The organism is Acidimicrobiales bacterium (assembly GCA_035547835.1).
Lineage (GTDB): Bacteria > Actinomycetota > Acidimicrobiia > Acidimicrobiales > Iamiaceae > DASZTW01.
The window spans coordinates 1-22,980 of the sequence record DASZTW010000015.1; the positions used below are offsets into that span (position 1 = coordinate 1).

27 protein-coding genes and 1 tRNA gene are annotated in these 22,980 nt (G+C 69.8%); 11 read left to right on the forward strand and 17 right to left on the reverse strand.

Annotated features, from left to right (window positions below; genetic code table 11):
- Positions 1 to 636: hypothetical protein (locus VHA73_11640; GenBank protein HVX18675.1), on the reverse strand; the 636-nt coding region annotated here is incomplete at its 3' end.
- A 166-nt stretch (positions 637 to 802) separates the two neighbouring features.
- Here VHA73_11640 and VHA73_11645 point away from each other — a divergent pair.
- Positions 803 to 887: transfer RNA gene (locus VHA73_11645), tRNA-Ala, on the forward strand.
- A 79-nt stretch (positions 888 to 966) separates the two neighbouring features.
- Here VHA73_11645 and VHA73_11650 read toward each other — a convergent pair.
- Entirely contained in the window at positions 967 to 1,119 is a 153-nt protein-coding gene (locus VHA73_11650) for a hypothetical protein (GenBank protein HVX18676.1), read from the reverse strand.
- A 70-nt stretch (positions 1,120 to 1,189) separates the two neighbouring features.
- Positions 1,190 to 2,341, reverse strand: coding sequence for a Fic family protein (locus VHA73_11655; GenBank protein HVX18677.1), 1,152 nt, complete (start codon positions 2,339 to 2,341; stop codon positions 1,190 to 1,192).
- 58 nt (positions 2,342 to 2,399) lie between these two features.
- Here VHA73_11655 and VHA73_11660 point away from each other — a divergent pair, with 58 nt between their 5' ends.
- Together VHA73_11660 and purD are read left to right on the forward strand one after the other, a co-directional pair.
- Positions 2,400 to 3,308, forward strand: coding sequence for an aminoglycoside phosphotransferase family protein (locus VHA73_11660; protein HVX18678.1), 909 nt, complete (start codon positions 2,400 to 2,402; stop codon positions 3,306 to 3,308).
- Positions 3,309 to 3,618: 310 nt separating this feature from the next.
- Positions 3,619 to 4,794, forward strand: a complete 1,176-nt coding sequence (purD, locus tag VHA73_11665; GenBank protein HVX18679.1) for a phosphoribosylamine--glycine ligase — start codon at positions 3,619 to 3,621, stop codon at positions 4,792 to 4,794.
- Positions 4,795 to 4,885: 91 nt separating this feature from the next.
- Here purD and VHA73_11670 read toward each other — a convergent pair whose 3' ends face one another.
- Positions 4,886 to 5,668 carry an aminoglycoside phosphotransferase family protein gene (locus VHA73_11670; GenBank protein HVX18680.1) on the reverse strand — a complete coding sequence of 261 codons (783 nt, stop codon included), beginning with the start codon at positions 5,666 to 5,668 and terminating at the stop codon, positions 4,886 to 4,888.
- On the opposite strand from VHA73_11670, the gene VHA73_11675 reads away from it, so the two are divergent.
- On the forward strand, positions 5,591 to 5,815 hold the full coding sequence (locus tag VHA73_11675) for a hypothetical protein (protein HVX18681.1): 225 nt from the start codon (positions 5,591 to 5,593) through the stop codon (positions 5,813 to 5,815). The two genes, VHA73_11670 and VHA73_11675, sit on opposite strands and share 78 nt — an antisense overlap.
- Before the next feature lie 21 nt (positions 5,816 to 5,836).
- Here VHA73_11675 and VHA73_11680 read toward each other — a convergent pair whose 3' ends face one another.
- The 9 genes from VHA73_11680 to VHA73_11720 all read right to left on the reverse strand — a co-directional run bounded on the left by VHA73_11680 (position 5,837) and on the right by VHA73_11720 (position 10,055).
- Positions 5,837 to 6,586 carry a hypothetical protein gene (locus VHA73_11680; GenBank protein HVX18682.1) on the reverse strand — a complete coding sequence of 250 codons (750 nt, stop codon included), beginning with the start codon at positions 6,584 to 6,586 and terminating at the stop codon, positions 5,837 to 5,839.
- Between the two features lie 55 nt (positions 6,587 to 6,641).
- On the reverse strand, positions 6,642 to 6,827 hold the full coding sequence (locus VHA73_11685) for a hypothetical protein (protein HVX18683.1): 186 nt from the start codon (positions 6,825 to 6,827) through the stop codon (positions 6,642 to 6,644).
- Positions 6,824 to 7,468, reverse strand: coding sequence for a hypothetical protein (locus tag VHA73_11690; protein HVX18684.1), 645 nt, complete (start codon positions 7,466 to 7,468; stop codon positions 6,824 to 6,826). Before VHA73_11690 ends, VHA73_11685 begins: the two co-directional genes overlap by 4 nt.
- Positions 7,461 to 7,781: a hypothetical protein gene (locus VHA73_11695; protein HVX18685.1), complete on the reverse strand. Its 321-nt coding sequence runs from the start codon at positions 7,779 to 7,781 to the stop codon at positions 7,461 to 7,463. The genes VHA73_11690 and VHA73_11695 overlap by 8 nt, the downstream gene beginning before the upstream one ends.
- Before the next feature lie 47 nt (positions 7,782 to 7,828).
- Entirely contained in the window at positions 7,829 to 8,008 is a 180-nt protein-coding gene (locus VHA73_11700) for a hypothetical protein (GenBank protein HVX18686.1), read from the reverse strand.
- Positions 8,005 to 8,358, reverse strand: a complete 354-nt coding sequence (locus VHA73_11705) for a hypothetical protein (GenBank protein HVX18687.1) — start codon at positions 8,356 to 8,358, stop codon at positions 8,005 to 8,007. Before VHA73_11705 ends, VHA73_11700 begins: the two co-directional genes overlap by 4 nt.
- A gap of 690 nt (positions 8,359 to 9,048) precedes the next feature.
- Positions 9,049 to 9,186, reverse strand: coding sequence for a hypothetical protein (locus tag VHA73_11710; protein HVX18688.1), 138 nt, complete (start codon positions 9,184 to 9,186; stop codon positions 9,049 to 9,051).
- Positions 9,187 to 9,522: 336 nt separating this feature from the next.
- Positions 9,523 to 9,756, reverse strand: coding sequence for a hypothetical protein (locus tag VHA73_11715; protein HVX18689.1), 234 nt, complete (start codon positions 9,754 to 9,756; stop codon positions 9,523 to 9,525).
- Positions 9,753 to 10,055, reverse strand: a complete 303-nt coding sequence (locus VHA73_11720) for a hypothetical protein (GenBank protein HVX18690.1) — start codon at positions 10,053 to 10,055, stop codon at positions 9,753 to 9,755. Before VHA73_11720 ends, VHA73_11715 begins: the two co-directional genes overlap by 4 nt.
- A gap of 132 nt (positions 10,056 to 10,187) precedes the next feature.
- Here VHA73_11720 and VHA73_11725 point away from each other — a divergent pair, with 132 nt between their 5' ends.
- Positions 10,188 to 11,219, forward strand: coding sequence for a YHYH protein (locus tag VHA73_11725; GenBank protein HVX18691.1), 1,032 nt, complete (start codon positions 10,188 to 10,190; stop codon positions 11,217 to 11,219).
- 13 nt (positions 11,220 to 11,232) lie between these two features.
- Here VHA73_11725 and VHA73_11730 read toward each other — a convergent pair whose 3' ends face one another.
- Entirely contained in the window at positions 11,233 to 14,169 is a 2,937-nt protein-coding gene (locus VHA73_11730) for an AAA family ATPase (protein ID HVX18692.1), read from the reverse strand.
- A gap of 181 nt (positions 14,170 to 14,350) precedes the next feature.
- Here VHA73_11730 and VHA73_11735 point away from each other — a divergent pair, with 181 nt between their 5' ends.
- The 3 genes from VHA73_11735 to VHA73_11745 all read left to right on the forward strand — a co-directional run bounded on the left by VHA73_11735 (position 14,351) and on the right by VHA73_11745 (position 16,226).
- The gene (locus tag VHA73_11735; GenBank protein ID HVX18693.1) at positions 14,351 to 14,752 is read left to right on the forward strand and encodes a nuclear transport factor 2 family protein; all 402 of its coding nucleotides are present in this window, start codon (positions 14,351 to 14,353) and stop codon (positions 14,750 to 14,752) included.
- Between the two features lie 74 nt (positions 14,753 to 14,826).
- Complete coding sequence (locus VHA73_11740; protein HVX18694.1) at positions 14,827 to 15,816, forward strand: hypothetical protein; 990 nt, start codon at positions 14,827 to 14,829, stop codon at positions 15,814 to 15,816.
- An 8-nt stretch (positions 15,817 to 15,824) separates the two neighbouring features.
- Positions 15,825 to 16,226, forward strand: a complete 402-nt coding sequence (locus tag VHA73_11745; protein HVX18695.1) for a hypothetical protein — start codon at positions 15,825 to 15,827, stop codon at positions 16,224 to 16,226.
- Positions 16,227 to 16,774: 548 nt separating this feature from the next.
- On the opposite strand, the gene VHA73_11750 is transcribed toward VHA73_11745, so the two are convergent.
- The gene (locus tag VHA73_11750) at positions 16,775 to 17,275 is read right to left on the reverse strand and encodes a GNAT family N-acetyltransferase (protein HVX18696.1); all 501 of its coding nucleotides are present in this window, start codon (positions 17,273 to 17,275) and stop codon (positions 16,775 to 16,777) included.
- Between the two features lie 154 nt (positions 17,276 to 17,429).
- Positions 17,430 to 18,917 carry a site-specific DNA-methyltransferase gene (locus tag VHA73_11755; GenBank protein ID HVX18697.1) on the reverse strand — a complete coding sequence of 496 codons (1,488 nt, stop codon included), beginning with the start codon at positions 18,915 to 18,917 and terminating at the stop codon, positions 17,430 to 17,432.
- Between the two features lie 289 nt (positions 18,918 to 19,206).
- Here VHA73_11755 and VHA73_11760 point away from each other — a divergent pair, with 289 nt between their 5' ends.
- From VHA73_11760 to vanX, 3 genes are read left to right on the forward strand one after another with little or no spacing between them, the layout of a single operon-like run.
- Positions 19,207 to 20,214 carry an NAD(P)-dependent oxidoreductase gene (locus VHA73_11760; GenBank protein HVX18698.1) on the forward strand — a complete coding sequence of 336 codons (1,008 nt, stop codon included), beginning with the start codon at positions 19,207 to 19,209 and terminating at the stop codon, positions 20,212 to 20,214.
- The gene (gene vanA, locus VHA73_11765; GenBank protein HVX18699.1) at positions 20,202 to 21,254 is read left to right on the forward strand and encodes a D-alanine--(R)-lactate ligase; all 1,053 of its coding nucleotides are present in this window, start codon (positions 20,202 to 20,204) and stop codon (positions 21,252 to 21,254) included. Before VHA73_11760 ends, vanA begins: the two co-directional genes overlap by 13 nt.
- Positions 21,251 to 21,859: a D-Ala-D-Ala dipeptidase VanX gene (gene vanX / locus VHA73_11770; GenBank protein HVX18700.1), complete on the forward strand. Its 609-nt coding sequence runs from the start codon at positions 21,251 to 21,253 to the stop codon at positions 21,857 to 21,859. Before vanA ends, vanX begins: the two co-directional genes overlap by 4 nt.
- Here vanX and VHA73_11775 read toward each other — a convergent pair.
- Positions 21,852 to 22,973 carry a HAMP domain-containing sensor histidine kinase gene (locus tag VHA73_11775; GenBank protein HVX18701.1) on the reverse strand — a complete coding sequence of 374 codons (1,122 nt, stop codon included), beginning with the start codon at positions 22,971 to 22,973 and terminating at the stop codon, positions 21,852 to 21,854. The genes vanX and VHA73_11775 overlap by 8 nt on opposite strands.
- Positions 22,974 to 22,980: the final 7 nt, after the last annotated feature.

Consider the following 22,980-nt stretch of genomic DNA (forward strand, 5'->3'; position numbering starts at 1 on the left):
GAAGTGGACGTGCAGTCCGGCGAGCTTGGACGCCGACAGCTTCCGCCGTGACGCCTCGCGCCCGAGCCAGTCCTTCCAGTCCGGCGCGATCTGGTGGTGCCGCACGTAGGGCGGGTTGCCGAGCCAGAGCGTGCGACCGTCGGTCTGCGGCGGCAGCGCACGAAAGTCGTCGAGCACCACGTCGGCTCGGTCGGCGAGCCCCGACACGGCGATGTTGGCTCTGGCACACAGGGCAGCGAGTGGGTCCACCTCCACTGCGATGAGACGGGCCTTCGGGAACGTGTGCCCGGCCGCGATGGTGAACCGAGCGGAGCCAGCACCGGGGTCAACGACACGATCCGGTGCGCCTTGTGCCTCGGCCCACTCCATCATCGCGTTGACGATCTCGTAGGGCGTGTACGTCGCCCCGAGCGGACGGCGGGCGTCGGGGGAACGGAGGCCACAGAACACGTCGCCGAGCGGGTCACTCCGAGCCTCGATCATGTCCCGCACCGTGCTGACCGTGGCCTGGTCAGCCTTGGGCGCACTCGCCGCCAGGGCGGCTTCAGGAGCCGTCAGCTCCCCGACGGTGTCAGCGCCCAGGGCGACCGCCACACCAGCCAGGTCAAGCTCTGAGGAGAACAACGGACCGGGCATAAGTCGACCGTAGTGTTGCACAGGTCGAGGCGGTCCCCTCGGGATGTCGAGCCGTGCCCACGGCATTCCCACGGCGTGCCCGCCAGGACACACACAGGCCACGCGAGAGCGGCGGCAGCTGGCGGCGGGTGTCGGAGGGTGGCGCTAGAACCGCAGGTCAAGTGCGGGATATCCCGAAAGGCCCTGGCAGGCGGGCCACGGATACCTGCTTTGCAAGCAGGGGGTCGTGGGTTCGATTCCCATCGTCTCCACCGCGGGCCTGGCCCGTCCTGAGCCAGGTGGCCTCGCCGATTCTCTGAACGATTGTGGTCGCTGGAGAGCCAAAATCGCTCAGAGAATGCTGGCGACGAGCCACTCGTCGCGTTGGAGGGTGCAGATGCGCACCGTCTCGCCGTGACGGCCTACCGAGTCCCGCTCGAAGCGCATGCCGGTGCGCTCGATGATCTGACCGGAAGCGACGTTGGCTGGTTGGTAGCGGGCCACGATGCGTGGAAGACCGAGGCAGCCGAAGGCTCTATCGAGCCGTCGCGACTGGTGGCCGGTCCGCTGACCGTCAGCCTTCGGCGGTCAACACGCTGAGGATCTCGTGGCCACGCCAGCGGATCTGACCGCGGGGTCCGCCCTGGACCTCGCCGAGAATCCCAAGCGCGGCGAGCTGGCGGAGCGCCTTGAGCGCGGCTGGGCGGCTTATGTGTAGCCGTCGTTCCACCGCTCGGGAATTGAGGACAGGTTGCTCGAAGGCGAGGTCGACGAGCTGGTTGGCAGCGCCGCGGGTGGAGGCCTGCACTTCGGTCCGATATCGCTCACGGAGGTCTGTCAGGCGCTCCGCTCGCACGACAGCGTCGGTGGCCTGCTCGCAGACGCCGCTGAGGAACAAGGCCAGCCAGCCATCCACGTCGCCTCGTTCGCGGACCCCCTGCAAGGCCCTGTAGTACTGGTCGCGTCGCGTTTCGAAGAACGGCGAGAGATACAAGAGTGGTTGGGGGAGGCGTCCGCGCACGACGAGGAAGAAGACGACGAGCAGACGTCCGAGCCGTCCGTTGCCATCGAGGAACGGGTGAATGGTCTCGAACTGGTAGTGCAGAAGGGCGGCCTGCACGAGCGGGGGCATGCGCGGCTCCTCATGCACGAAGGCCTCGAGGTCGTCCAACAGCGCTCCGAGCTCGACGGGCGGTGGGGGGACGAAGGTCGCGGTGTTGATCGTGGCGCCTGGGGCGCCAATCCAGTTCTGGGTGGCGCGCAATTCGCCTGGCTGTCGTTCGCGCCCCCGTACGCCAGCGAGGATCACCGCGTGCATTTCACGGATCAGGCGCGTGCTCACCGGGAGCCACTGGAGCCGTTGGAGTCCGGTCTCCATCGCCTGCACGTAGTTGATGACTTCCTCGACGTCAGGTCCAAGCGGCAGGTCACTGGCCTCGGCGTCGAAGACCTCGGCGAGCGATGCTTGCGTCCCCTCAATCCGCGTTGACGCGACGGCCTCGCGTCGCAGATAGGGCCCGACGATCAACTGAGGATTGGGGAGGAGCCGCCCGGCACCCGCGAGTCGGCCGAGGGCTGCTTCGGCGTCAGCCAGCCGCATCAGGTTGTCTGGCGAGATCGAGACCACCCGTGGGATTGGGCGGGGGAAGTAGGCGACGTAGCCGTGTTGGCCGCGCGTCCGGCGGGCGACGCCGAATTGCGTGTCGCTGAACCGGTCGCTGTCCATGCGGGAGAGACTACCGCTCGACCCTAAAGTAATTCGTCGTTTCATTAAGGGTCGATGGGTGACCGACAACGATGCGCAACGGTCGCCGCGCCTGATGCGGTCGACGGAGGTTTCGCGTGCGACGGGCGCGGCTGCGGCGGTCGCTTCGGCGCTCGACCTGCCGGTTGACGAAGCGGTCGTGGTGCACAACTCGAACCTGCTCGCGCTGCGGCTGCTCCCGTGCGACGTGTTCGCGCGCGTTGGACGCGTCGGATCTCGCGCGGTCTTGCCGTTCGAGGTCGATCTGGCACAACAGCTCGCGCGCGTGGGCGCACCGGTCGCGGCTCTGGACCCTCGGGTTGAGCCTTGGGTGTACGAGCGTGACGGGTTCGCGATGACGCTGTGGACCTACTACGAGTCAGTCCGGCCGAGCGACGAGGTGCCGCGTGACTACGCGTCGGCCCTCCACGGGTTGCACCTCGGCTTGGCGCAGGTGGACGTGGCGGCGCGGCACGTCACCGACCGGGTCGCATCGGCGATCGAGACCGTGATGCACAGCCACCGCACGGGACCCGGCGTCGACGACGACCGGGAGTTCCTGGCTTCCACGTTGCGCGATCTCGGCGATCGGGTCGCAGGCAGCGGGTCGCCGGAGCAGCTGGTGCACGGTGAGCCGCATCCCGGCAACGTGCTGGCCACGGCCGACGGCATGCGGTTCATCGATCTCGAAACGTGTTGCCGAGGCCCGGTCGAGTTCGACGTGGCCCACACACCCGAGCCGGTCAGTGCGCACTATCCAGACGTCAACGAGAACCTGCTCGCCCAGTGTCGAGGCTTGGTGCTCGCAGTTGCAGCAGCGTGGCGCTGGGACCCCTCTGACGAGCTCCCGAATGGCCAGCGAGCCGAACGCGCACTCGTGGGCGCGCTGCGCAGCGGCCCACCCTGGCCGGCGCTCAACACCGTGATGCGCCGAGCAGGGATCCCGTAGACGCGACGTGTGCGTCGGTCGTTGCAGATCGACGCACCATCGCGTTGCCGGTCGCGAGGGAATCGGCCGGCTGCTTCTGGCCCGTCTCGTCGAGGCCAGCGAGCCTGAGGGGCATGCGGCGCTGAGCCTCAGCGTCAACGTCGCCAACCCGGCGCGTCGGCTCTATGCATCGGTTGGCTTCCGCACCGTCGAGACCCGCGAGTCCGGCATGACGATGGTTCGACGCGCCTCAAGCCTCCTGACCAGTCGCACGCGGCGGGTGACCGTGACGGCCTAGGAGGCCTGACATGCTGGGGCCGTGAGGGTGTGCGTGCTCGGGGGTGGTGGCCGGGAGCACGCGTTGGCATGGGCGGCCGACCGGTTCGGGCATGAACCTGTGGTGGTGCCTGGCAACGCCGGCATTCCGTGGGCCACTGACGCGGAGCCCGACGACGCCGACCTGTACGTGCTCGGCACCGACGATTCGGTGTGCTCTGGCCAGGGCGATCGCCTGCGGGCGGCGGGGCATCTGGTCTTCGGCCCGAACCGCGACGGTGGCCAGCTCGAAGGTTCGAAGCAATGGATGAAGGAGTTGCTCGCCGAAGCGGGGATCCCGACTGCTCGTCACGCCACGGTGACGACATCGGATGCGGCGGAGCGCTTCTTGCGCACGCTGCCGGGTGGCTATGTGGTCAAGACCGACTACCTGGCGCTCGGCAAGGGCGTGCTGGTCACTGACGACTTCGACGAGGCGCTCGCCGATGCCCGCGCCAAGCTGGAGCACGGAGCGGTGGTGATCGAGGAACGGCTTGACGGCATCGAGTTCTCGGTTCACGCGGTGTGCGACGGTGAACGGGCGGTGCTGTTGCCGCCCGCGATGGACCACAAGCGCGTCTTCGACGGGAACGTCGGGCCGAACACCGGCGGGATGGGGGCGGTTGCTCCGGTGCCACGGCTCAACGAAGCCGCCACTCGTGAGGCGTTCGAGTCGTGCGTCGAGCCGACCCTTCAGGCGTTGCGCGCCCGGGGCATCGACTACCGAGGGGTGCTGTACGGAGGGCCGCTCATGTTGACCAACGCAGGGGTGAAGGTGGTTGAGTGGAACGCCCGCTGGGGCGACCCCGAGGCGCAGGTGTTGCTGCCGCTGTTCGCGTCGGACCCGTTCGAGTTGATGTCCGAAGCGGCAGCAGGCGCGATCACCGCCGAACCCCGGTTCTCGGGCCGTGCCGCCGTGACGATCGCTTTGGCGAGCGAGGGCTACCCGGAGGCACCCCGGCTCGGCGACCGCGTCGAAGGCATTGATGCGGCGAGCGCCTTGCCGGAGGTGCTGGTCTTCTCCGCAGGCCTCGGCCCCGACGGCACCACCAACGGCGGGCGCGTCCTCAACGCGACCGCGCTGGGCGACGACGTCGCAGCCGCCCGCACCCGTGCCTACGAAGCCGTCGGACTGATCGACTGGCCCGGGATGCACCACCGCACCGACATCGGACTCACCGCGATGGCTTGAACTCGGCCCCGTCAGCGGGCGAAGACGTGCGTTGTGGTGCCATGCGTGGCCGATCCTGCAGCGAAGCGGTGGCCGCACCAGCGAGCGCCCATCAAGCGTCGAGCCGTACGAGGGCCTGCTCGACAACTTCCTGCAGGCGTTGGTGGACGTCGGGGAGATCGAGCCGGGCGCCGCTCGCGTTGAATCCGAGCAGCGTCGACGCCCACGGGGCGAGCTCGGCCGCGACGAGCAGATCCCATCGATGGTCGTAGTCGGGAAACAGATCGACGCAACGCTCCCGCAGCGCGTTCGCGAACGGCGCGCCCGCGATGACGTGCACCTCGACGCAGCAACGCGAGAAGTCGGCTTCAAGAGGTCCTCGACAGCCGTGCACCCAGTCGACGACGCCACTGAACTCGGCACCGTCGCGCAAGATGTTGCCCGAGTGCAGGTCGCGGTGGATCAGACGATCACCTGCGGGTTCCCAGCCTCGAAGGCGTTCTTGCAGCGCTTTCCAGGGAGCTGGGTTAGATGCCCACGAAGGGGGACGAAGGTCCTGCGATAACCAAGGCTTGAACGAAGCGAGATCCGTCGGCGCGACAGCGAGGTCGGCGACTGCTCGAATCGCACTCTCGAGGCTGTCGAGCCAAGCCTCACTCGGCTCCACCCAGACGCGACCGGGGAGCAGTGTCTGGAGCGACGCCGCCACGCCACAACGCTCGCCATCAGGATCGGCTGCCAGCAAGGTGGGCACCCAGCTGTGTCCCTGCAAGAGGCGAAGCGCCGACGCCTCGTTGCGGATCTCCGCTGCCGGGTCATGGTTTGGCACCTCCCCCTCGACTGGCACGCGTCGCAGCACGACGGTGCGACCACTGGCGAGGTGAACGAAGTCGATGAGCGAGGCCGCTCCACCCGAGACGGGTTCGGCATCGCGCACCGGTTCGCCGCACGCCTCGGCAACCCAATCACGGATCCGGCGCTCTACGACCACCGCCAGATCATGCCAAGACCTGTGCCGATCGCCCGGGCTGAACGGTCCTGACCGTTCGTTGACGGACTGGTGTCAGGGGCGGACCCTTGTCAGGGCGGTTCGGGGTCGGGCCCCGGAGGCCGCGCGGTGCTCAAAGCGATTGCAGCGCGCCCATGACCGGGTGATGTGCAAGGGCTTGCGCAGCGCTGCAAGCCCGGCAACGGCGCGGTCGGCGGACGATGCTTTCAACATCACGTCGCCGGGTCGCCAAGCACCGTGCTCCCCGCCAGGTAGGTAATCGAGGCGGTGCGGATCGCCGCCGGACACGATGACCACGGCGTGCCCCGGCGGCCTGCTGCCTGTGGCGCTCACCCGGGCCAGCCTTCGAGCCGGCACTCGAGGTCGGTGACGGCGTGGAGCAGGCGATCCGGCGCGACGGTGGCGGGCGCCCCGGTGACATCGGAAACGATCAGGTACGCGGGGAGCGCTGAGCATCTGTGGCGCTGTGAGCGCCGCTGATGCCCGCTCGGCACCCACAATCGCCCTCCGCGAACCTCGCGGCCCGTTGGAACGCCATTTCGGGACGACGGCGCGGTTCAAGGCGGCGCGCTCGACCTCGCTGGCGTCGAGGCTGCGGAACTTGTCGGCGGCGCCCATCGGGTCGACGACGTGCACGACGCAGTCGCCATCGATGCTGCCCTGCGCGGTGCGATAGACGACGAGGCGCGTGGGCTGGTCGCGGGCGCTGAACGCCTCGACGGCCTCGACCAGGCTGGTGACGTCGACGCCGTCGATCTCAATGGTGCCGGCGACAGGGGCGAGGTCGAGACGGAAGCGGGTCATGCCCGCGACCGTGCGCCGAGGCGGCGCTACCGGCCGGGATGCAGGGCAGATGGGGTCAGTCGAGATCGACGCGGGCCGCGGCTAGTCGATCACGGACACTCGCGTAGGCGTCCATCTCGTTGACCTCGCCACGAACGCAGCTGAGCACGAATCGTGCCGCATCCTCGTTGTACCCAGCCGCCATGATCTTCGCGAGCGCGGTCGCGTCATCGTCGCCGTGCAAGTCACCTGGCACGATCACCGCAACCACCCTCGCTTCTCGAACGACGCACGCAACGCTTCAGCGATTGGACCAAAGCCTTCCTCATCCCACTGTATTCCCGAGTCCGCCTGGAACCTCGCCAGCTCTGTCGCGAGGGCGGAATCATGCCCAGCGATCCACTGCGAGTAGCTGCGTGCCCATATCTCGGACGGGTCGAGAAGGTATTTGACCTGGGCGCGCTCGCGCGATGTCAGTGATTGAAGCTTCAATGTGTCAGGCGCGCGGATCGCCTTGCTGGCGTGCGCTGCGATCCACCACGCCTGAAGCCCTGCGGTCGTGCGACCTCCAGGCATTTCGGATGCAAACTCATCCAGTCCAAGTCCGCGGCGATCGAGATCGTGGCCGAATTTGTGCGTCTCGGCGAACCGAGGGTTGGCGCCGTGGGGATCGACTCGAATCTGGGAGGCGCCCGGCGGGAAATCGAAGTAGCCCTCAGCGCCGAATGCATCGCCAACGTGCACAAGAATCGCCGCCAGCCCCGTCGGCACACGGTGGAGCACCACAGGGTCGGCGTCGTCGTCGACTGCGGTGACCGGGTCGAAGGTCGGCGCACCGGCGCGGTCGATGACGACGCTGGCGGTCATGCGGCTGCGGGCAGCTGCGCGCGCGGCTTCAAGCATCGCCGATCAGCTCCGCGACGACGTCGAGCACGAGACGCGTGTGGTTGGTCCCTGGCCCGGCACGGGTCAAGGCGAGGCGCTCGACCTCGCTCGCGTCGAGACTGCGCAACTTGTCGGCGGCGCCCATCGGGTCGATCACCTGCACGACGCCGTCGCCCTCGACGCTGCCCTGCGCGGTGCGGTGGACGACGAGGCGCGTGGGCTGGTTGACGGCGCTGAACACCTCGACAGCCTCGACCAGGCTGGTGACGTCGACGCCGTCGATCTCAATGGTGCCGGCGACAGGGGCGAGGTCGAGACGGAAGCGAGTCATGCCGCGACGGTGCGCCGAGGTGGCGCTAGCGGCCGGGATGCAGCGGGCTAAGCGGGCTGACGCTGCTGACGTTGAGCAAGGATCGCGTCGACTGTGGCGGTGTCATCATCGGCCAACGCTTGCAGGAAGCGGTCGTACAGCGCTCGCTCATCGGGTGTCAGTGCAGCTCGCATGCCGGCGAAGCCGGCGGGACCAAGGATCCGATCCTGCTCCTCCGCGGAGCTCACAGTGATCGCGTCTGCCTCACGGCTATTGCGTCGAGGTCTGTCACGGGCTCATCCCCCACCGTCACGGCCAGCCGCCACGGCACAGATGCGGCCCGGAGCTTGCGGGCAAGGACAGCTGTGTTTGCGAGCGCTGTCTGGTCGTCGAGGCCGTACACGTCGAGCGCGTGCGTGTACCCGGGCCACAGGTCGTCGGCTTCGAGGTCGACGGCGTAGCCGGCGAGCTCGCCCGCGAGCCAGTCGTTTTCCGGGCGTAGGTCCCCGCCTAGCACCTCGCGCAACCTCGCCACGACCTGGTCAGTGGTGTCGCTCGTGCCGATGAGCACCGTTTCGCAATGAGCCATCTCACGCACCCTCCGGCGGCCATTGTAGGAGGAACCCGTTCCCGATCAGCGAGACTTTGGACAGGCGGTGGCCGTAGTTCCGGAACGCCTGCTCGAGGCCCGGCACGGCAACGTCCCGGGGGGATCCCGACGGCTCGCCCGTCGACCACGACAACCGCAGACTGCCCCTTCGCCCGCCGAAGGTTCTGAGCGACGGAGTTCACTGTCGGCTTGCCAAGCGTCTTGAACTCGATGTGAGTCCCATCGACCAGCGCATCGGCGGTGCGTCCACCCGCTCGAACGGGTTGGGCCTCAACGGTGTGGCCCCAGCCGGCCAGGTACTCGGCGATCGCCCGTTCCTTCGGGTCGAACGACGCCCGACTCTCATCGACCACACCCGCCCCGATTCGTCGTGGCACTCGTGGCACGCGCGCCTTCCGCGGCCCACGCGTCGAGAACGACCGGCCGGTGACGGTGCTACCGGCGGCGCGTTCCCGCTCCGCAGTCGCCAACCTCGCCTGGCGCTCGGGCGAGAAGCGTCGTGCCGCAGTCGCTTGCTCGGCGGTGCGAACGTCGGGGCGCGGCCCGAAGCTGCGGGCGCATCGCAGGTGGCTCAGCGTCTGCGCGGCGCACTCCCCGACACGGGGCGAGGTCGAGAGGGAAGCGGGTCATACCCGCGACCGTGCGCCGAGACGGCGCTACCGGCCGGGATTCACGGTGCTACAGGATCGGGAGCGGGAAGCCTTCGCCGTGGTCGATGAAGAACTCCGCCTGATCGCGGTCGTACCCGATCGCCATGAACTTGGCGATCTGCGTCTCGCGGTCATCATCGGGAAGCAGGTCGGCTGGGATGATCACTTCAGCCAGCCTAATTTCGCGAACACAGCATCGAGCGTCTCGGCAATCGACGCGAACGATTTGGCTGACCACTGGATCGAGATCTCTGTGCCCGCGAGGTCGGCTGAGAGGCTCGGGGGAATCTCTCGCTCGACGAGTTCCGCGAGTTCGCCGACCCTCTTCGTGTCGTTGGCTGGTGTGGCGATCCACTGGGCATAGGAGCGTGCCCACAGCTCATAGGGATGGAGCGGGTATCAGACGAACTCGGCAAGCTCAGGCTCTGGCGACAGCTGCGTGATCTCGCGGAGTCGCTGCACCTCGGGTGATGCCTTGAGGGCCTTCCACCAGTCGTCGAGCTCACCAGAGTTTGCCGAACACATCGAGACCGACGAGCTGTCGGTCGATGAGGTGGTCGAACTGATCGCCGCTCGGACCGGCCTCGATCTCGGTGCCGGACGGCTGTCTGCTACCCGGTATCAACTTCGACGCGCCTCGGTTGGCATCCGTCACATCCGCACGTGACTCCCGGATACCCTGCCGAGCCGGAACGGAAGTCTCTTCCTCGGGAGGAGGTGTGGCCTTGGCGCTCACCGCCTCGCCAGTTGGGGGACGCCGGGGCCTGACAGCGCGTCGAGCACTTGGGGTCGGCGGGCGAGCAGCAGGGCGAGGTCGATCGCCCGGCCAGTGACCTCGGGGCCGCTGCCGGCCGACCAGGCGGTGTCGGTTGCCACCAGTCGCGTCGTGCGGGCCGGGGCAGTGCCGAAGGCCGCCCGGCCGATCCGCTGGTAGATGTCGAGCACCGGGACCACCGTCTCGGGGTCGGTGTCGATGTCGTGTCCGACGGCGCGCAACGCATCGCACCCGTGCACCAGCACCTCGCCGAGCGCCACCGCCGGCGGCAGGCCCGGGAGACGGAAGTGACCTCCCGCGGCGGCCCGCAGCCGCTGTGTCGCGTGCGGCGGCCCCGCAACTGACCACTCCGACCGACGCGGGACGGCGCGCTGGCGTAGCGTCGGTGCGTGATGCGACGGGCGGGTTGGCGCACGGGCATGGCAGTGCTGGTCGGGTGCTGCCTGGGGGTGGCCGCGGGGTGTGGCACGGGATCGTCGTCGGGCACCGCGACGACGTCGGCGTCGATCACGTCGGCGGCATCGACGGGCGCGTCGGGGGCAGCCACCGGTCCGCTCGTGCTCGACGCCGCCAAGGACCACGGCGACAAGTACGCGAACGGCATCTTGCCGGTCGGCGACGGCCACTATCAGGCGAACCAGGCCAAGGTCGGCTACGTCGACGCCTGCACCCAGTACGTCCACAACCTGTCGGGCGACCGCGGTGGCGCGCAGGCGCGTGGCCCCTGGTTCGTGAACGACGACAAGGACTACGACCTCAACGCCAAGATCCACGTGCAGGGCCATGTCATGTGGACGGCCGACTTCTCCATGAAGACCTCCGGCGGCACCCGGACCATCGTCACCAACGACCTGCCCAAGCACCCGACCGGCACGTTCCCGATCGCCTCGATCGATCCCGCATACGCGTACGACCACAACCCCAACTCGATCTCCGGTCACACGTTCACGTTCTCGCTGCCCGCATCACCCACGTACGGCGACCCGCAGTGCATGAGCGGGGAAGCGGGCGTGATGCTGACCGGGGTCCTGCTGTTCGACGGGTTCGACGCCGGTGGGCGCGACGCCGGGGCCTGGGAGGTGCAGGACTCCTGCGACGGGCACCCGCAGATGGAAGGCGTGTACCACTACCACTCGCTGTCGACGTGCATCACCGACGTCGGCGTCGGCGACGTGATCGGCTTCGCGCTCGACGGCTTCCCGATCACCGGCCCCCAGGTGCGCAAAGGCGACGTGCTCACGACCGACGACCTCGACGAGTGCCACGGCATCACCAGCGACGTGCAGCTCGACGGCAAGACCGTGCGCACGTACCACTACGTGATGACCGCCGACTTCCCCTACTCCGTGTCGTGCTTCCGTGGCGCGCCGATCACGCCGCCCGATCGTGCCAGCGGCCAAGGTGGTGGCGCGGGCGCGCCGTGACAGGCCGCCGTCCTCAGAGCTGCTGGCGCAGCTCACGGGCGCGCTGGCGCACCCACGCCAGACGGTGGCGCCGGCCGGTGGCGTCGGCGTGATCGATCATCTCCGTCGCTTGGTGGCCGGCGGACGGATCGTCGCCACCGAGCACGAGCTCCGCGTGGTCGAGCTGCGTATGGGCGGTGAGGGCCGGAGCCTGCACGCGCTCGCTCAGCGCCGCAGCGGCGGTCAAGGCCGCCACGGCCGCGTCGACGGCGCCGGTTGCGCCGAGGAGCGATCCGCGGAACCGGTCTGCGGCACCCACGACGATGGTCCCCGCCCCGACGATCAGCAGCTGACCCCGGTACGGCTCCAAGTGGCGGGCGAGGTCTGCCGCGGCCGCCGGCCCGGCCGCGAGCGCGATAGGCGTGAGCCACGCCAACGTGGCCGGGCGCAGCCAGTCGCCCGGTACCGCCGCCAGATCGTGGTCGAGCACGTCGCCGGCGAGGCCGAGCGCCGCGTCGTGGTCGCCGGCAGCGGCGTACAGCCACCCGCCGAGCACCCGCAGCACGGCGAGGTCGGGGTGGTCGCCGAGCGCGTCGTGCACCATCGGGAGCACCTCGGCGGCCCGGTCCTGCTCTGCTCGGATCGCGGCCAGGTGCACCAAGAAGCCGAGCAGGAAGTTGGGGTCGTCGCCGGCGACGGCGAGCACTTCGGTCGCCAGCGCTTCCGCGTCGTCGAGTCGGGCATCGAGCAGCGCTGTGAGAGTGCGCCACTCCGCCGCCAAGCTGCGCAGGAACGTCGAGTCGAGGCTCTCACCGAAACGACCGAGACCGTCCGCGTCGGCCTCGAACCCCGGCCGGTCGCCGGTGGCCAGGCGCACCAGCGCCCGGAAGCGACGCGGGTCGTACTCGAACGGCAGATCCGTGCGGTCGAGTCCGTGCGCCGTGAGCTCGTCCACCACAGCTGCCTGCGCCGCCAAGTCGGGTTGGCCGAGCGCCGCGGCCGCCACTCCGTACAGCGCAGCAGCCAGCGGCTTCGACTCACCCAGCGCCCGCGCTTCGTCGACCGCCAGGTGCGCGTCGTGCGCGGCGGCCCAGCCGTCGCCCCCGATCGCCCGTTGGTAGGACGCGCTCACGAGCAGGTCGACGCGACGTGGATCCGGACCGGGCGCGAGCGCCTCGATCGCTTCGTACTTCGCGTCGAGCAGCTCGCGGTCGATGATGCCCATCGGCGGCAAGACGGTGTTGCGTGCCAGCGCTTCGGCCAACGCGGATCGTCGCGGCAACCGGCGAGCGACCGCGACCGCGTCGAGCACCGCGCTGCGATGGGCCGTGAGATCCATGCGGGTGGCATGCGCGTCGGCTTGCACCAGCAGCAGACCGAAGCGCACTTCGTCGTGTTCCGTCGTGGCGGGGAGGCGGGCCAGCCCGCGCTCGACGTGGCCCAGCGCGTCGTCGGGGGCATGGCGGTGTGCCGCAGCCTGGGCCGCGCGCAAGGCGAGCTCCGCCGCCCGCCCGACCGGCGCGAGGTCACCGGCAGCGTCGAGATGGGCGGCGAGGGCTTGCACCTGGTCGTCGCCGTCGCCGCGGACCGCAACGATGGCAGCCGCGGCCGCCAAGTGCTGTTGCGCCCGACGGTTCACGCCCAGCTCGCCGACGAGCGTCTCCCACACCAGGTCGTGGCTGAACCGATAGCGGCCGAGGACGGTGGACGACTCGTCGAGCAGCTGCGCCTGGGTGGCGCGCTCGAGGGTGACGCCCAAGCCGTCGACGACCGCGCGGGGCGCGTGCAACTCCTGCAGCGCAACAGCGAGGGTGCTCGTGTCGAACCGATCGCCGAGCACGGCGGCGGCGGTGAGCACTTCGAGGGCGTGCTCGTCGACGCCGCCGACGCGCGCCAAGACGACGTCGGTGACCGCCGGCGGTAGCGAAGGCCGAGCGCCGGCAGGCTGGCTCAGCATCTGCAACAAGAAGAACGGGTTGCCGCGAGTGCGGCCGTGCAGCTGGCCGATCTCCTCGGGATCGCGCGCGGCGCCGCGCACGTGCTCGGCCAAGGACACCGCGTCGGCCAACGGCAAGCCGGCGAGCTCCAGGCGTGAAGCGCGCGGCTCGCGCCAGAGGTCGGCCAGCAGGCCGGGGAGAGGGTGGCGCCGGGTCAGCTCGGTGTCGCGGAAGCTGGCCATCACCACCAGGTTCTGCGGCCGCGAAGCCGTGATCAGCTCCCGGAGGAGGGCAAGGGTCGTGTGGTCGGCCCAGTGCAGGTCCTCGATGACGAGGATGGCAGGGCCCCCGCGCGCGGCGTGGGCCAAGGTCGCGAACACGGCGTCGACCAGGAGGCGTCGACCTGCGGACGGCTCCCCGGCCACGAGCGGTTCGGGCAGGCAGTGGGCCAGATCCGGAACGATGGCCGCCAGCGAGCCGGCGATCGGTCCTATGTCACCGGCATCGAACCCGACCTGCGCGATCAGCGGCCGCAAGGCGTCGGCCACGGGCTGGAGCGGGGAGCCGAAGTCCGGGCTGCATCGTCCGGCGAGCACGGTCGCGCCGTCGGTCCACGCCCGGTGCGCCGCCCGGGCGATCAGCGCCGACTTGCCGATGCCTGCTTCGCCGCCGACGATCGCCGTGACGGGGCCGTGGTCGCCGGCCTCGGCGATCACGTGTGCCAACCTCGCCAGCTCGCCATCGCGCCCGACGAACGAGCCCGGTTCGTGCAGACCTCCGGGCAGCGCCAGCCGCGCCTCGCCGGCCGGCGCGTGCCCCGCCGTCGCTCCCGACCTGGCCAAGAAGGCGAGCAGCTCCGCACGGCTCTTGACCCCGAGCTTGCGGTACACCGAGCCGAGGTGGCTCTCGACCGTTCGGGGGCTGACATACAGCTCCGCCGCGATGTCTCGCGACGACAGGCCCGACGCGGCCGCTTCGACCACGGCGCGCTCTCGTGCCGTCAGACGGTCCAGCTCCGACCCCGAGCGCGACACCCCCTCACCTCCGATCGGTGTTCGACGCGATTTGCGTAGTTTCCCTGGTGCGGCGGGTGCCGTGGGCTGCGCACGATCGGGACGTCCATCCGCGCCAGAGAGGGCAGTCCCGATGTTGCTTGTGACGGCAGTGGTCCCGGCGGAGGGATCTTGCCGGCGCCGGCGACGGTGGGGCTGAGCGGTGGCCCTCCCGGCGCGGATGGACGAGACCCACCCGCTGTTGGCCTCGGTCCTGCGGTTCTACCGGTACTTGGAGCTGCGTGACCTGGCCCGCCTGGGCCAGCTGCTCGACGACGACGCCGTCTGGATCGCCGCGACCGGCCCGCCGCCCGGCATGTCCCTGCACGGCCGCCACGAGATCCTCACCCACCTCGCGCGGCGCATCAACGACAGCGGTGGCACCTTCACGGCCCGCGCAGTCGAGGTGTTCTGCGGCGGCGACGGCTCGGTGATCGTCGTGCAGGAGGAGCCCGACGAAGCGGGCGCGGACCCAGCCACGACCGCGCTCGTGCGCATCGAAGGCCGCGCCGCCATGTCGAGGATCGTGACGTTTTCGGCCGCGCACCGTACCGAGAATCCGTAGATCCCCGGATGCGCGGGCCGGGTGCGGCACCGGACGATGTGGCAACCAACGGTCCCTTCCGAGCGGAGTACACCATGAGCCAAACATCGAGGGTTCCGACGAGCAAGCGGCGTCGGCGCCACTCACTCGCCGTCGCAGTCGCGGGCCTCGCGGCCGCGTCGCTGGTGGCGTCCGCCTGCTCGAGCTCGTCGCATGCGGCGACGAAGCCGACCACCAAAGTGACGGCCGCCCCGGTCACCAAGCCGATCGCGAAGGCGAGCCCTGCCGAGCTCGAGACCGCCTATCGCGACTACCAGCACACCGTGGACCAACTCGACAGCACGAAGTTCAGTGCGTTCGAGTCCGCCGCCCACCAGCCGAGCGTCGGTGTGTCCGCCGGCGACCAGATCCTCGCGAACGCCAAGCCGCTGGCATCGAGCTGGCGCGACAACCTCTACGCCTGGGACGCCCTGGTTCGGGAAGTCCGCTTCCCTGCGGCGGTGCAAGGCCAGGTGAACCAAGTGCTCACCGCCAACGGCAAGGAGATCGCCGCCCTCGATCGGGTGCAGACGGTCACCAACCTCGACGGGCTGCTGGTCGCGGCGGATCAGGTGGGTGTCGCGGACGCCGACGGCCTCATCGCCAGCCACGTCCTCGACACCGCGCTGGGGCACCCGCAGAGCGCGCATGCCCTCTCGGTGGATCGCGCCCAACTCGCTTACGCCAGCCTGAGCGAAGCCGTCGACACCGAGGCGGCTGCATACAACCCGCTGGCCACCCGTTACCAGGACGCCGACCGGCAGGGCGACCTCTCGGCGATCAAGGACGTCGCTTCCCAACAAGGCGACTTGGAGCAGACGCTGCTGCGCCGCCTCGACCAGATCGCGTTCCCGCCGCAGGTGGCCCAACAAGTCGCTGCCTACAGGACCGCCACCCAGGCGGTCTTGCGCCTCGACACAAAGGAGTCGCAGGCCTCGAGCTTGTCCGGGCTCCACCAGATCGACCAGGCCGGCGCTCAGTCCGGCCCGGCACAAGACACCGCCATGCGCGACCTCATGCAAGCCCTCAGCACCGCAACCCAGTAGGAGGAACGATGTCCCTCGATCTCGACAAGATCCGTCCCGCACTCGAGCCCGGTGAAACGCTCCAGTACGCCGTCACCGGCCAGACCGGTGTGAACCCACGCTGGCGATTCCTGACCTTCTGGGCGGTCGTCGCCAACGGTCCTCGTCTGATCGCGATCACCGATCGGCGCATCGCGGTGTTCAAGGCCGGCCAGGCCCGGTGGGCCCGCGGCGTCCCCAAGCAACTGCTGTACAGCCTGCCGCGAGGGACCCGGCTCGAGCACACCGCGCACGGCTGGTCCAAGGTCGCGATCGGCACCGAGCACATCTGGATCAGCCGCGTCGCGTACGGCATCCTCGACAAGGCCAACGGCGACACCGCATCGGCCACGCCGGCTCCCGCTGCCCCGGCCGCTCCGGCCACGGGGTGATCCCCGGCCGACTGCGCGCGCTCGGTCGCGCCAGGCTGTCGGAAATGTGACACTGAGTGAAGTTTGTGCTGCAGCGCGCCACTGAGGGTGGCTAGGCTGCCCGACTACGGAGGATGGGCTTTGGGCCACGTTCCTGGCATTCGGTGGACAGGTCGACTACTTCTTGGTCGCGCGGCTTCGGGCACTCGTCGCCGAACACCCTGAACGGGAACGGCTCTGGTGCCAGCTCGCGCAAGCCGAGTACAGAAACGGTCGGCGAGCGGACGCGCTGCGGACGCTCGAGAGGTGGCGGCGGCAGTGGGTGCTTTCTGGCCAACGTCTCCCGCCGCGGGCCGCAGTCCTCGAACGGGCGATCTTCGACCGCGACCCGACCCTCGACGACCGGGAGGTCGGCTGGCCCTGACGCCGCGCAGCGACGATGTGGCGGTCGGTCGGCTGATGCCGGGTCGCAACGAGGTTGCCCTGTCGCGAGGTTCGGGTGGGCCCGTCGGATCTCCGGAAACTCGTGGGCGCCACACGACCACCAAGATCCGGAGACCGCCGGGTGCTCACGGATCGGCGCGTAGGTCACGCTCGAACCAGCTGCCCTGTTTGCCGCCGATGTCGGACGGGTCCGCTCGGCCCACTTCGGTGAAGCCGGCGTTGGTCAGCACCTTTCGCGACGCGACGTTCGCGTCGGAGCACGCCGCGCGCAGCCGGTGCAGCCCGTGCTCAGCCGTCGCGATGTCGCCCAACTGCACGACCGTGCGGGTCGCCACGCCCTTGCCGGCGGCGCGTTCCGCGACCCGGTACCCCAACTCGGCGACTCCATCGTGGATGCGGTTCAGGTTGAAGCGTCCGAGCACCGAACCGTCGTCGTCGACGAGGACGTAGAACGCCGCGCCGCCGGCGGCCTGCTCGGCCAACCGCTCGTCGAGCTCGTGGTGGAAGTCCGCGAAGTACTGGTCGCCCCGATCGGAGATCGCGCGGGCGAAGTACGCGCGGTTGGCGAGCTCGAAGGCCAGCACGGCCCGCGCGTGCGCGGCGTCCAGTGGTACGAGCTCGGGCATCGCCCGACCCTACCGACGCGGCTGGCCGGTGGCAGCGCTGCCGGTAGGGGGGTCCGGCGGGCGCCGATCCTCGACGGTGGCGAGCAGCTCGCGATGCCGCTGTGAGCACCTGGCCACGTATCAGGTGGCCAAGTGCTCACAGCACGAGGTTGTTTCAGGTGTGTCGCCCGTCGAGGTCGCCGGTCGTCCAGAAGCCGGCCAGCGGATCCGGTGATCCCGGCGCGGCGGCGTACGCCGCCAGCCGTGCGCGCGCGTCGTGGCTACGCAGGTCGACCACGTCGAACAACAGGCCTGGTCCCGCCGCGCGCAACGCCGTGTCGCCGTCGGTGCGGCGGCGGGGGAGCTCGGTGGTCAACACGACGAACGGTGGCGCGGCGGGGTCGCGGCCACGCACCGCGGCGGCCCGTCCGATCGTGCGCCAGACCTGCTCGGCGCGCGCCAGCCCGCCGCGGCGCCGGGTGTGGGGACCGGCCACGTCGAAGTACCAACTGGATCCGCGCGCGTCGGTGGCAACGATCGACACGGCCACCGCCGTGCCCGCGAGCGGTCGGTTCGTGCGCTCGATCGTGAAGCCGGCTTCGGTCACGGCAGCCTCGGCGAGCTTGCGGGCCGACAGCCCGCCGTCGATCAGCCCGCCGTCGACCTGCCTGTCGTCGACCTGCCTGTCGTCGACCTGGCTGTCGTCGACCTGGCTGTCGTCGACCTGTCCGCCGTCGACCTGTCCGTCGCCGACCCGGTCGCCGCCGCGCGTCGGGCCCGGGGCGGTGGCTGCCAGGGCATCGGCCACTCGTTGTTCGGCGAGCGCGACATAGGACGGGTCGAGGTCGTAGCCGACGTACCGGCGTCCGAGCATCGCAGCGGCCACCAACGTCGATCCGCTGCCCATGAACGGGTCGAGCACGAGGTCGTCCTCGAACGTGTACAGCGAGATGAGCTGCTCGGGCAGCTCGACCGGGAACGGCGCAGGGTGGCCCACCCGCCGGGCGCTCTCGGGCGGGATCTCCCACAAGTCGAGCGTGAGCGCCATGAAGTCGTCGGCGCCCAACGTGCTGCGGTGGGGGAGGCCCTTGGCGGCGCGAGCCTTGGTCGTCTGCGCACGGTCGAACCGGCCCTTGCTCGCCACGATCACCCGCTCGGTGAGGTCGCGCAGCACCGGGTTGGCGGCGCTGCGGAACGACCCCCACGCGCACGAGCCGCTCGCGCCTTCGCCCTTTTGCCACACCAGCTCGCCTCGCAGCAGCAGGCCGAGGTCGTGCTCGAGAATGCGGATCACGTCGGCTGACAGGCTCCGGTACGGGCGTCGGCCGAGGTTCGCCACGTTGACCGCGATTCGGCCTCCGGGCTCGAGCTTGCGGGCGCACTCGGCGAACACATCGGTGAGCAGCCCGAGGTACTCGAGGTAAGAGCTCGGCACGCCCTCTCGGTCGAGCTCTTCCTCGTACTGCTTGCCGGCGAAGTAGGGGGGCGACGTCACGACGAGCGCCACCGAGCCGTCGGCGACCTGATCCATCGACCGCGAGTCGCCGTGCACGAAGGGGTTGGCGACCGGAGCGGGCGGGGGCACGTCAGTCTCGGTCGACAGCTCGGGCGGCCGGAAGCGGCCGTAGAACGCGCTGGCGTCGTGGTTCTCGCGCGCTCCCACCCCGAAGTTGGAGGTTGTGGTTCCACGCCGTCGGGCCACGGCTCCTCCACGGGCTCGCGGTCGGTGGCTCGGCAGGCGCCGTCGCCGCCTCGATCGTACCTCGCGCCACCTGCACTCCGAACACACGCGCGGCCGTCTTCGTCGCTGCGCGGGCAGCCGCACTCCGACGTATCGGTGACATATCGAAAACCGCGTACGCGTCGGCAACAGCCGGTTTCGTTGACTCGGACGCATGACAGCTCGAGCGGCAGCCCGTCGGGTCCGCTCCATGGGGGCCCTGGCCACCGCGATCACCCCGGCGCAAGGCATCACGGCCTACGGATGCGTGGAGGACGAAGCCGCGCTGTTTCGCGAGCTCGCGCCGCGCCTCGGGGTCGCCGTGAGGGTCACCGAGGAGCCACCGTCGGTCGCCAACGCCGAGCTGGCTGCCGGGAACCGCTGCATCAGCGTCAGCCACAGGTCGCCGATCGACGACGCGGCGCTCCTCGCGCTGCGGCGCGCCGGCGTGGGGTTCTTGTCGACGCGCAGCATCGGGCAGAACCATCTCGACGTCGCGTACGCGGAGCGCATCGGTATCACGGTGGGCAACGTCGCGTACTCACCCGACAGCGTCGCGGACTACACGCTCATGTTGATGCTGATGGCGCTGCGCGACGCCAAGTCGCTGCTGCGTCGGGCCGACCTCCACGACTACGCGCTCCGCGACCGGCCGGGCCGGGAGCTGCGCGACTTGACGGTGGGTGTGATCGGCACCGGCCGCATCGGCTCGGCGGTCATCGCCCGCCTGCGGGGTTTCGGGTGCCGGGTCCTCGCGCACGACACCCTTCCGGGCGCCGACGCGACGTATGTCGCGCTCGAGGCTCTGCTGTCGCAGAGCGATGTCGTCACCCTGCACGTTCCGCTCGACCCGTCGACCCGGCACCTCCTCGACGGCGACCGCATCGCCCAGCTGAAACCGGGCGCGATCGTTGTCAACACCAGTCGTGGAGGCCTGGTCGACACGGCGGCGCTCGTCGACGCCCTCGACTGTGGGCACTTGGGAGGGGCCGCGCTCGATGTGATCGAAGGCGAGCAGGGCGCGTTTCACGTCGACGGTCCAGGAGGGGGCGGGCAGGTCCGTGACGCCGGCGGTGTTCCGCGCGGGCGCGATCTGGTGGCGCGGCTGCAAGCCATGCCGAACGTGGTCGTGAGCCCGCACACCGCGTACCGCACCGACCACGCGCTTCGCGACATGGTCGAACACAGCATCGTCAGCTGCTTGAACTTCGGGATCGGAGATGCCGCATGGCTCGCTTGAGGATCGGTGTCTTGTTCGGTGGCTGCTCCGAGGAGCACCCCATCTCGGTGAAGTCCGCGCAGGAAGTCGCCCGGCACCTCGATCCCGAGCGGTATGAGCCGTTCTGGGTCGGCATCGCCAAGGACGGCAGGTGGAACTTGTGCGATGGCCCCGACCCCAGCTGGGCGGAGGGCGTGTGCCGGCCGGCCGTCGTCTCGCCGGACCGGGGCACGCACGGCCTGGTGGTCTTCGACGGTGAGCGCGTCGACACGATCCCGCTCGACGTGGCGCTGCCGGTGCTGCACGGCAAGCTCGGCGAGGACGGCGCGATGCAGGGTTTGTTCGAGCTCGCCGGCATCCCCTACGTCGGTTGCGACGTGCAGAGCTCCGCGCTGTGCATGGACAAGTCGCTCGCGTACACGGTGGTGCGCAGCGCGGGGATCGCCACGCCCGACTTCCGCAGCCTCCGGCCGGGCGAGCAGGTCGACCCGACCAAGCTTGCCTACCCGGTGTTCGTGAAGCCCGCCCGGTCGGGGTCGTCGTTTGGCGTCAGCAAGGTCGAGCACAGCGACGGGCTCATGGGGGCGCTCGAGGTGGCCCGGCAGTACGACGGCAAGGTCTTGATCGAACAAGCGGTCGTCGGCAGCGAAGTGGGATGCGCGATCCTCGGCAACGGCGGCGACCTCGTCGTGGGCGAGGTCGACCACATCGCGCTGTCGCACGGGTTCTTCCGGATCCACCAGGAGGACAGCCCCGAGACCGGGTCGGAGAACTCGACGCCGATCGTGCCCGCCGACATCCCGGCTGCCTCGCGTGCCCGCGTGCAGGACACGGCCAAGGCGGTCTACCGCGCGCTCGGTTGCCGAGGCCTGGCCCGCGTCGACCTGTTCCTCCGGGACGACGGATCGGTCGTGCTGAACGAGGTCAACACGATGCCGGGCCTGACCTCCTACAGCCGCTATCCGCGGATGATGGCGGCCGCTGGCATCCCGCTCGGCGAGGTGCTCGACCGGGTGGTGTCCTTGGCCCTGGTCGGGCGGCGGGTCGGAGCGCTGCGGTGATCGACGACTTCGTCTTCGTCGACGAATGGGTGCCGGGGATCCGCTGGGACGCCAAGTACGCCACATGGGACAACTTCACCGGCCGGCCGGTCGACGGGTACCTCGTGAACCGGATCGTGGGCACCACCGCATTGTGCGCCGGCCTCGAGAGGGCACGGGATCGGGCGGCGACGCTCGGATTCGGTTTGCTGGTCTGGGACGGCTACCGCCCCCAGCGCGCCGTCGACCGGTTCTTGCGCTGGGCGGCCGAGCCCGAGGATGGACGGACCAAGTCGCGGCACTACCCCAACATCGAACGTCCGGACATGTTCGAGCAGGGGTACGTGGCCGCTCGGTCGGGCCACAGCCGGGGCAGCACCGTCGACCTCACGTTGTACGAGCTGGCCACTGGCGACCTCGTCGGGATGGGCGGCGACCACGACTTGATGGACCGGATCTCCCACCACGAGGCCGCGGGGCTGTCGGCGGCAGCCGCCGGCAACCGCCGGCACTTGCGGACGATCATGGCGGCCAGCGGGTTCAGCGCGTACGAGTGCGAGTGGTGGCACTACACGCTCGAGCGCGAGCCACATCCGGCCACGTACTACGACTTCCCGATCACGTAGACGTCCGCGGGGGTTGGCGATGGCGCTCCACCTGCTTCGGCGGTGCGAGCGGCAGTCGCACCGCCACGTGCAGGCCGCCGTCTGCGCGCGGCGTGAGCGTGAGGGTGCCGTCGTGGGCGCGGGCGATGCTGTCGACGATGGCCAGCCCGAGGCCGGCGCCGACGTGGTCGCTTCGCATGCGGCCGCTGCCGCGCTGGAACGGCTCGGTCAAGGTCGACACCAGCTGCGGCGACAGCACGGCACCGGTGTTCTCGACCGACAGCACCACCGAGTCGGGGCCTGCCGAGGTGGCCACCCACACGGATCCGTGCTCGGGCACGTTGTGGACGATCGCGTTGTGCACCAGGTTGGTGGCGAGCTGCAACAGCAGCGGGTGCGAGCCCATCGTGTACGAGAGGTCGCCGCTGGTCTCGATGGTCACGCCGTGGTCGGTCGCGAGTGGGGCGATGGTCTCCGCGGCTTCGTCGGCGACGAGAGAGAGGTCGACGGGTTCGCGCACGAACGATCCTTGCTCGGTGCGACTGAGCAGCAGCATCGCTTCCATGAGGTCGATCGCCCGGGCATTGACGCTCCGCAGGCGCTCGTCGAGCTCGTTGCTCGGGCGGTCGGGGTCGTTGCGTGCCACGTCGAGCAAGGTCTGCGTGATCGCGAGCGGGGTGCGCAGCTCGTGCGATGCGTTGGCGGCGAACCGCTGCTGCTCCGCCACGTGCGCCTCGAGCCGCTCGAGCATGACGTCGAACGAGTCGGCCAGCTCTCGGAACTCGTCGTCGTGCCCCTCGAGCTCGATGCGATGGGCGAGCGATCCCTTGGCCGCCAAACGGGTGGCAGCCGTGATGCGCGAGAGCGGGGCGAGCATGCGGCCCGCCAGAATCCACCCGCCGGCCAAGCCGAACACGAGCAGGCCACCCATGACCGCCGCGGCCCGCGGCGCGAACTCGCGCAGCAGGCGCGAGCGCACCGGGAAGACGCCGGGGAGCTCGAGGCCGGGCGTCACGAGCATCGCCTGATCGGGCACGTAGCGCAGCAGGAACAGCCACACGGCCACCAGCAGCACGGCGCCTGCCAGCATCAGGAACCCCGCGTAGCTGAGCGTGAGCTTCATGCGGACGCTCATGCCCGGC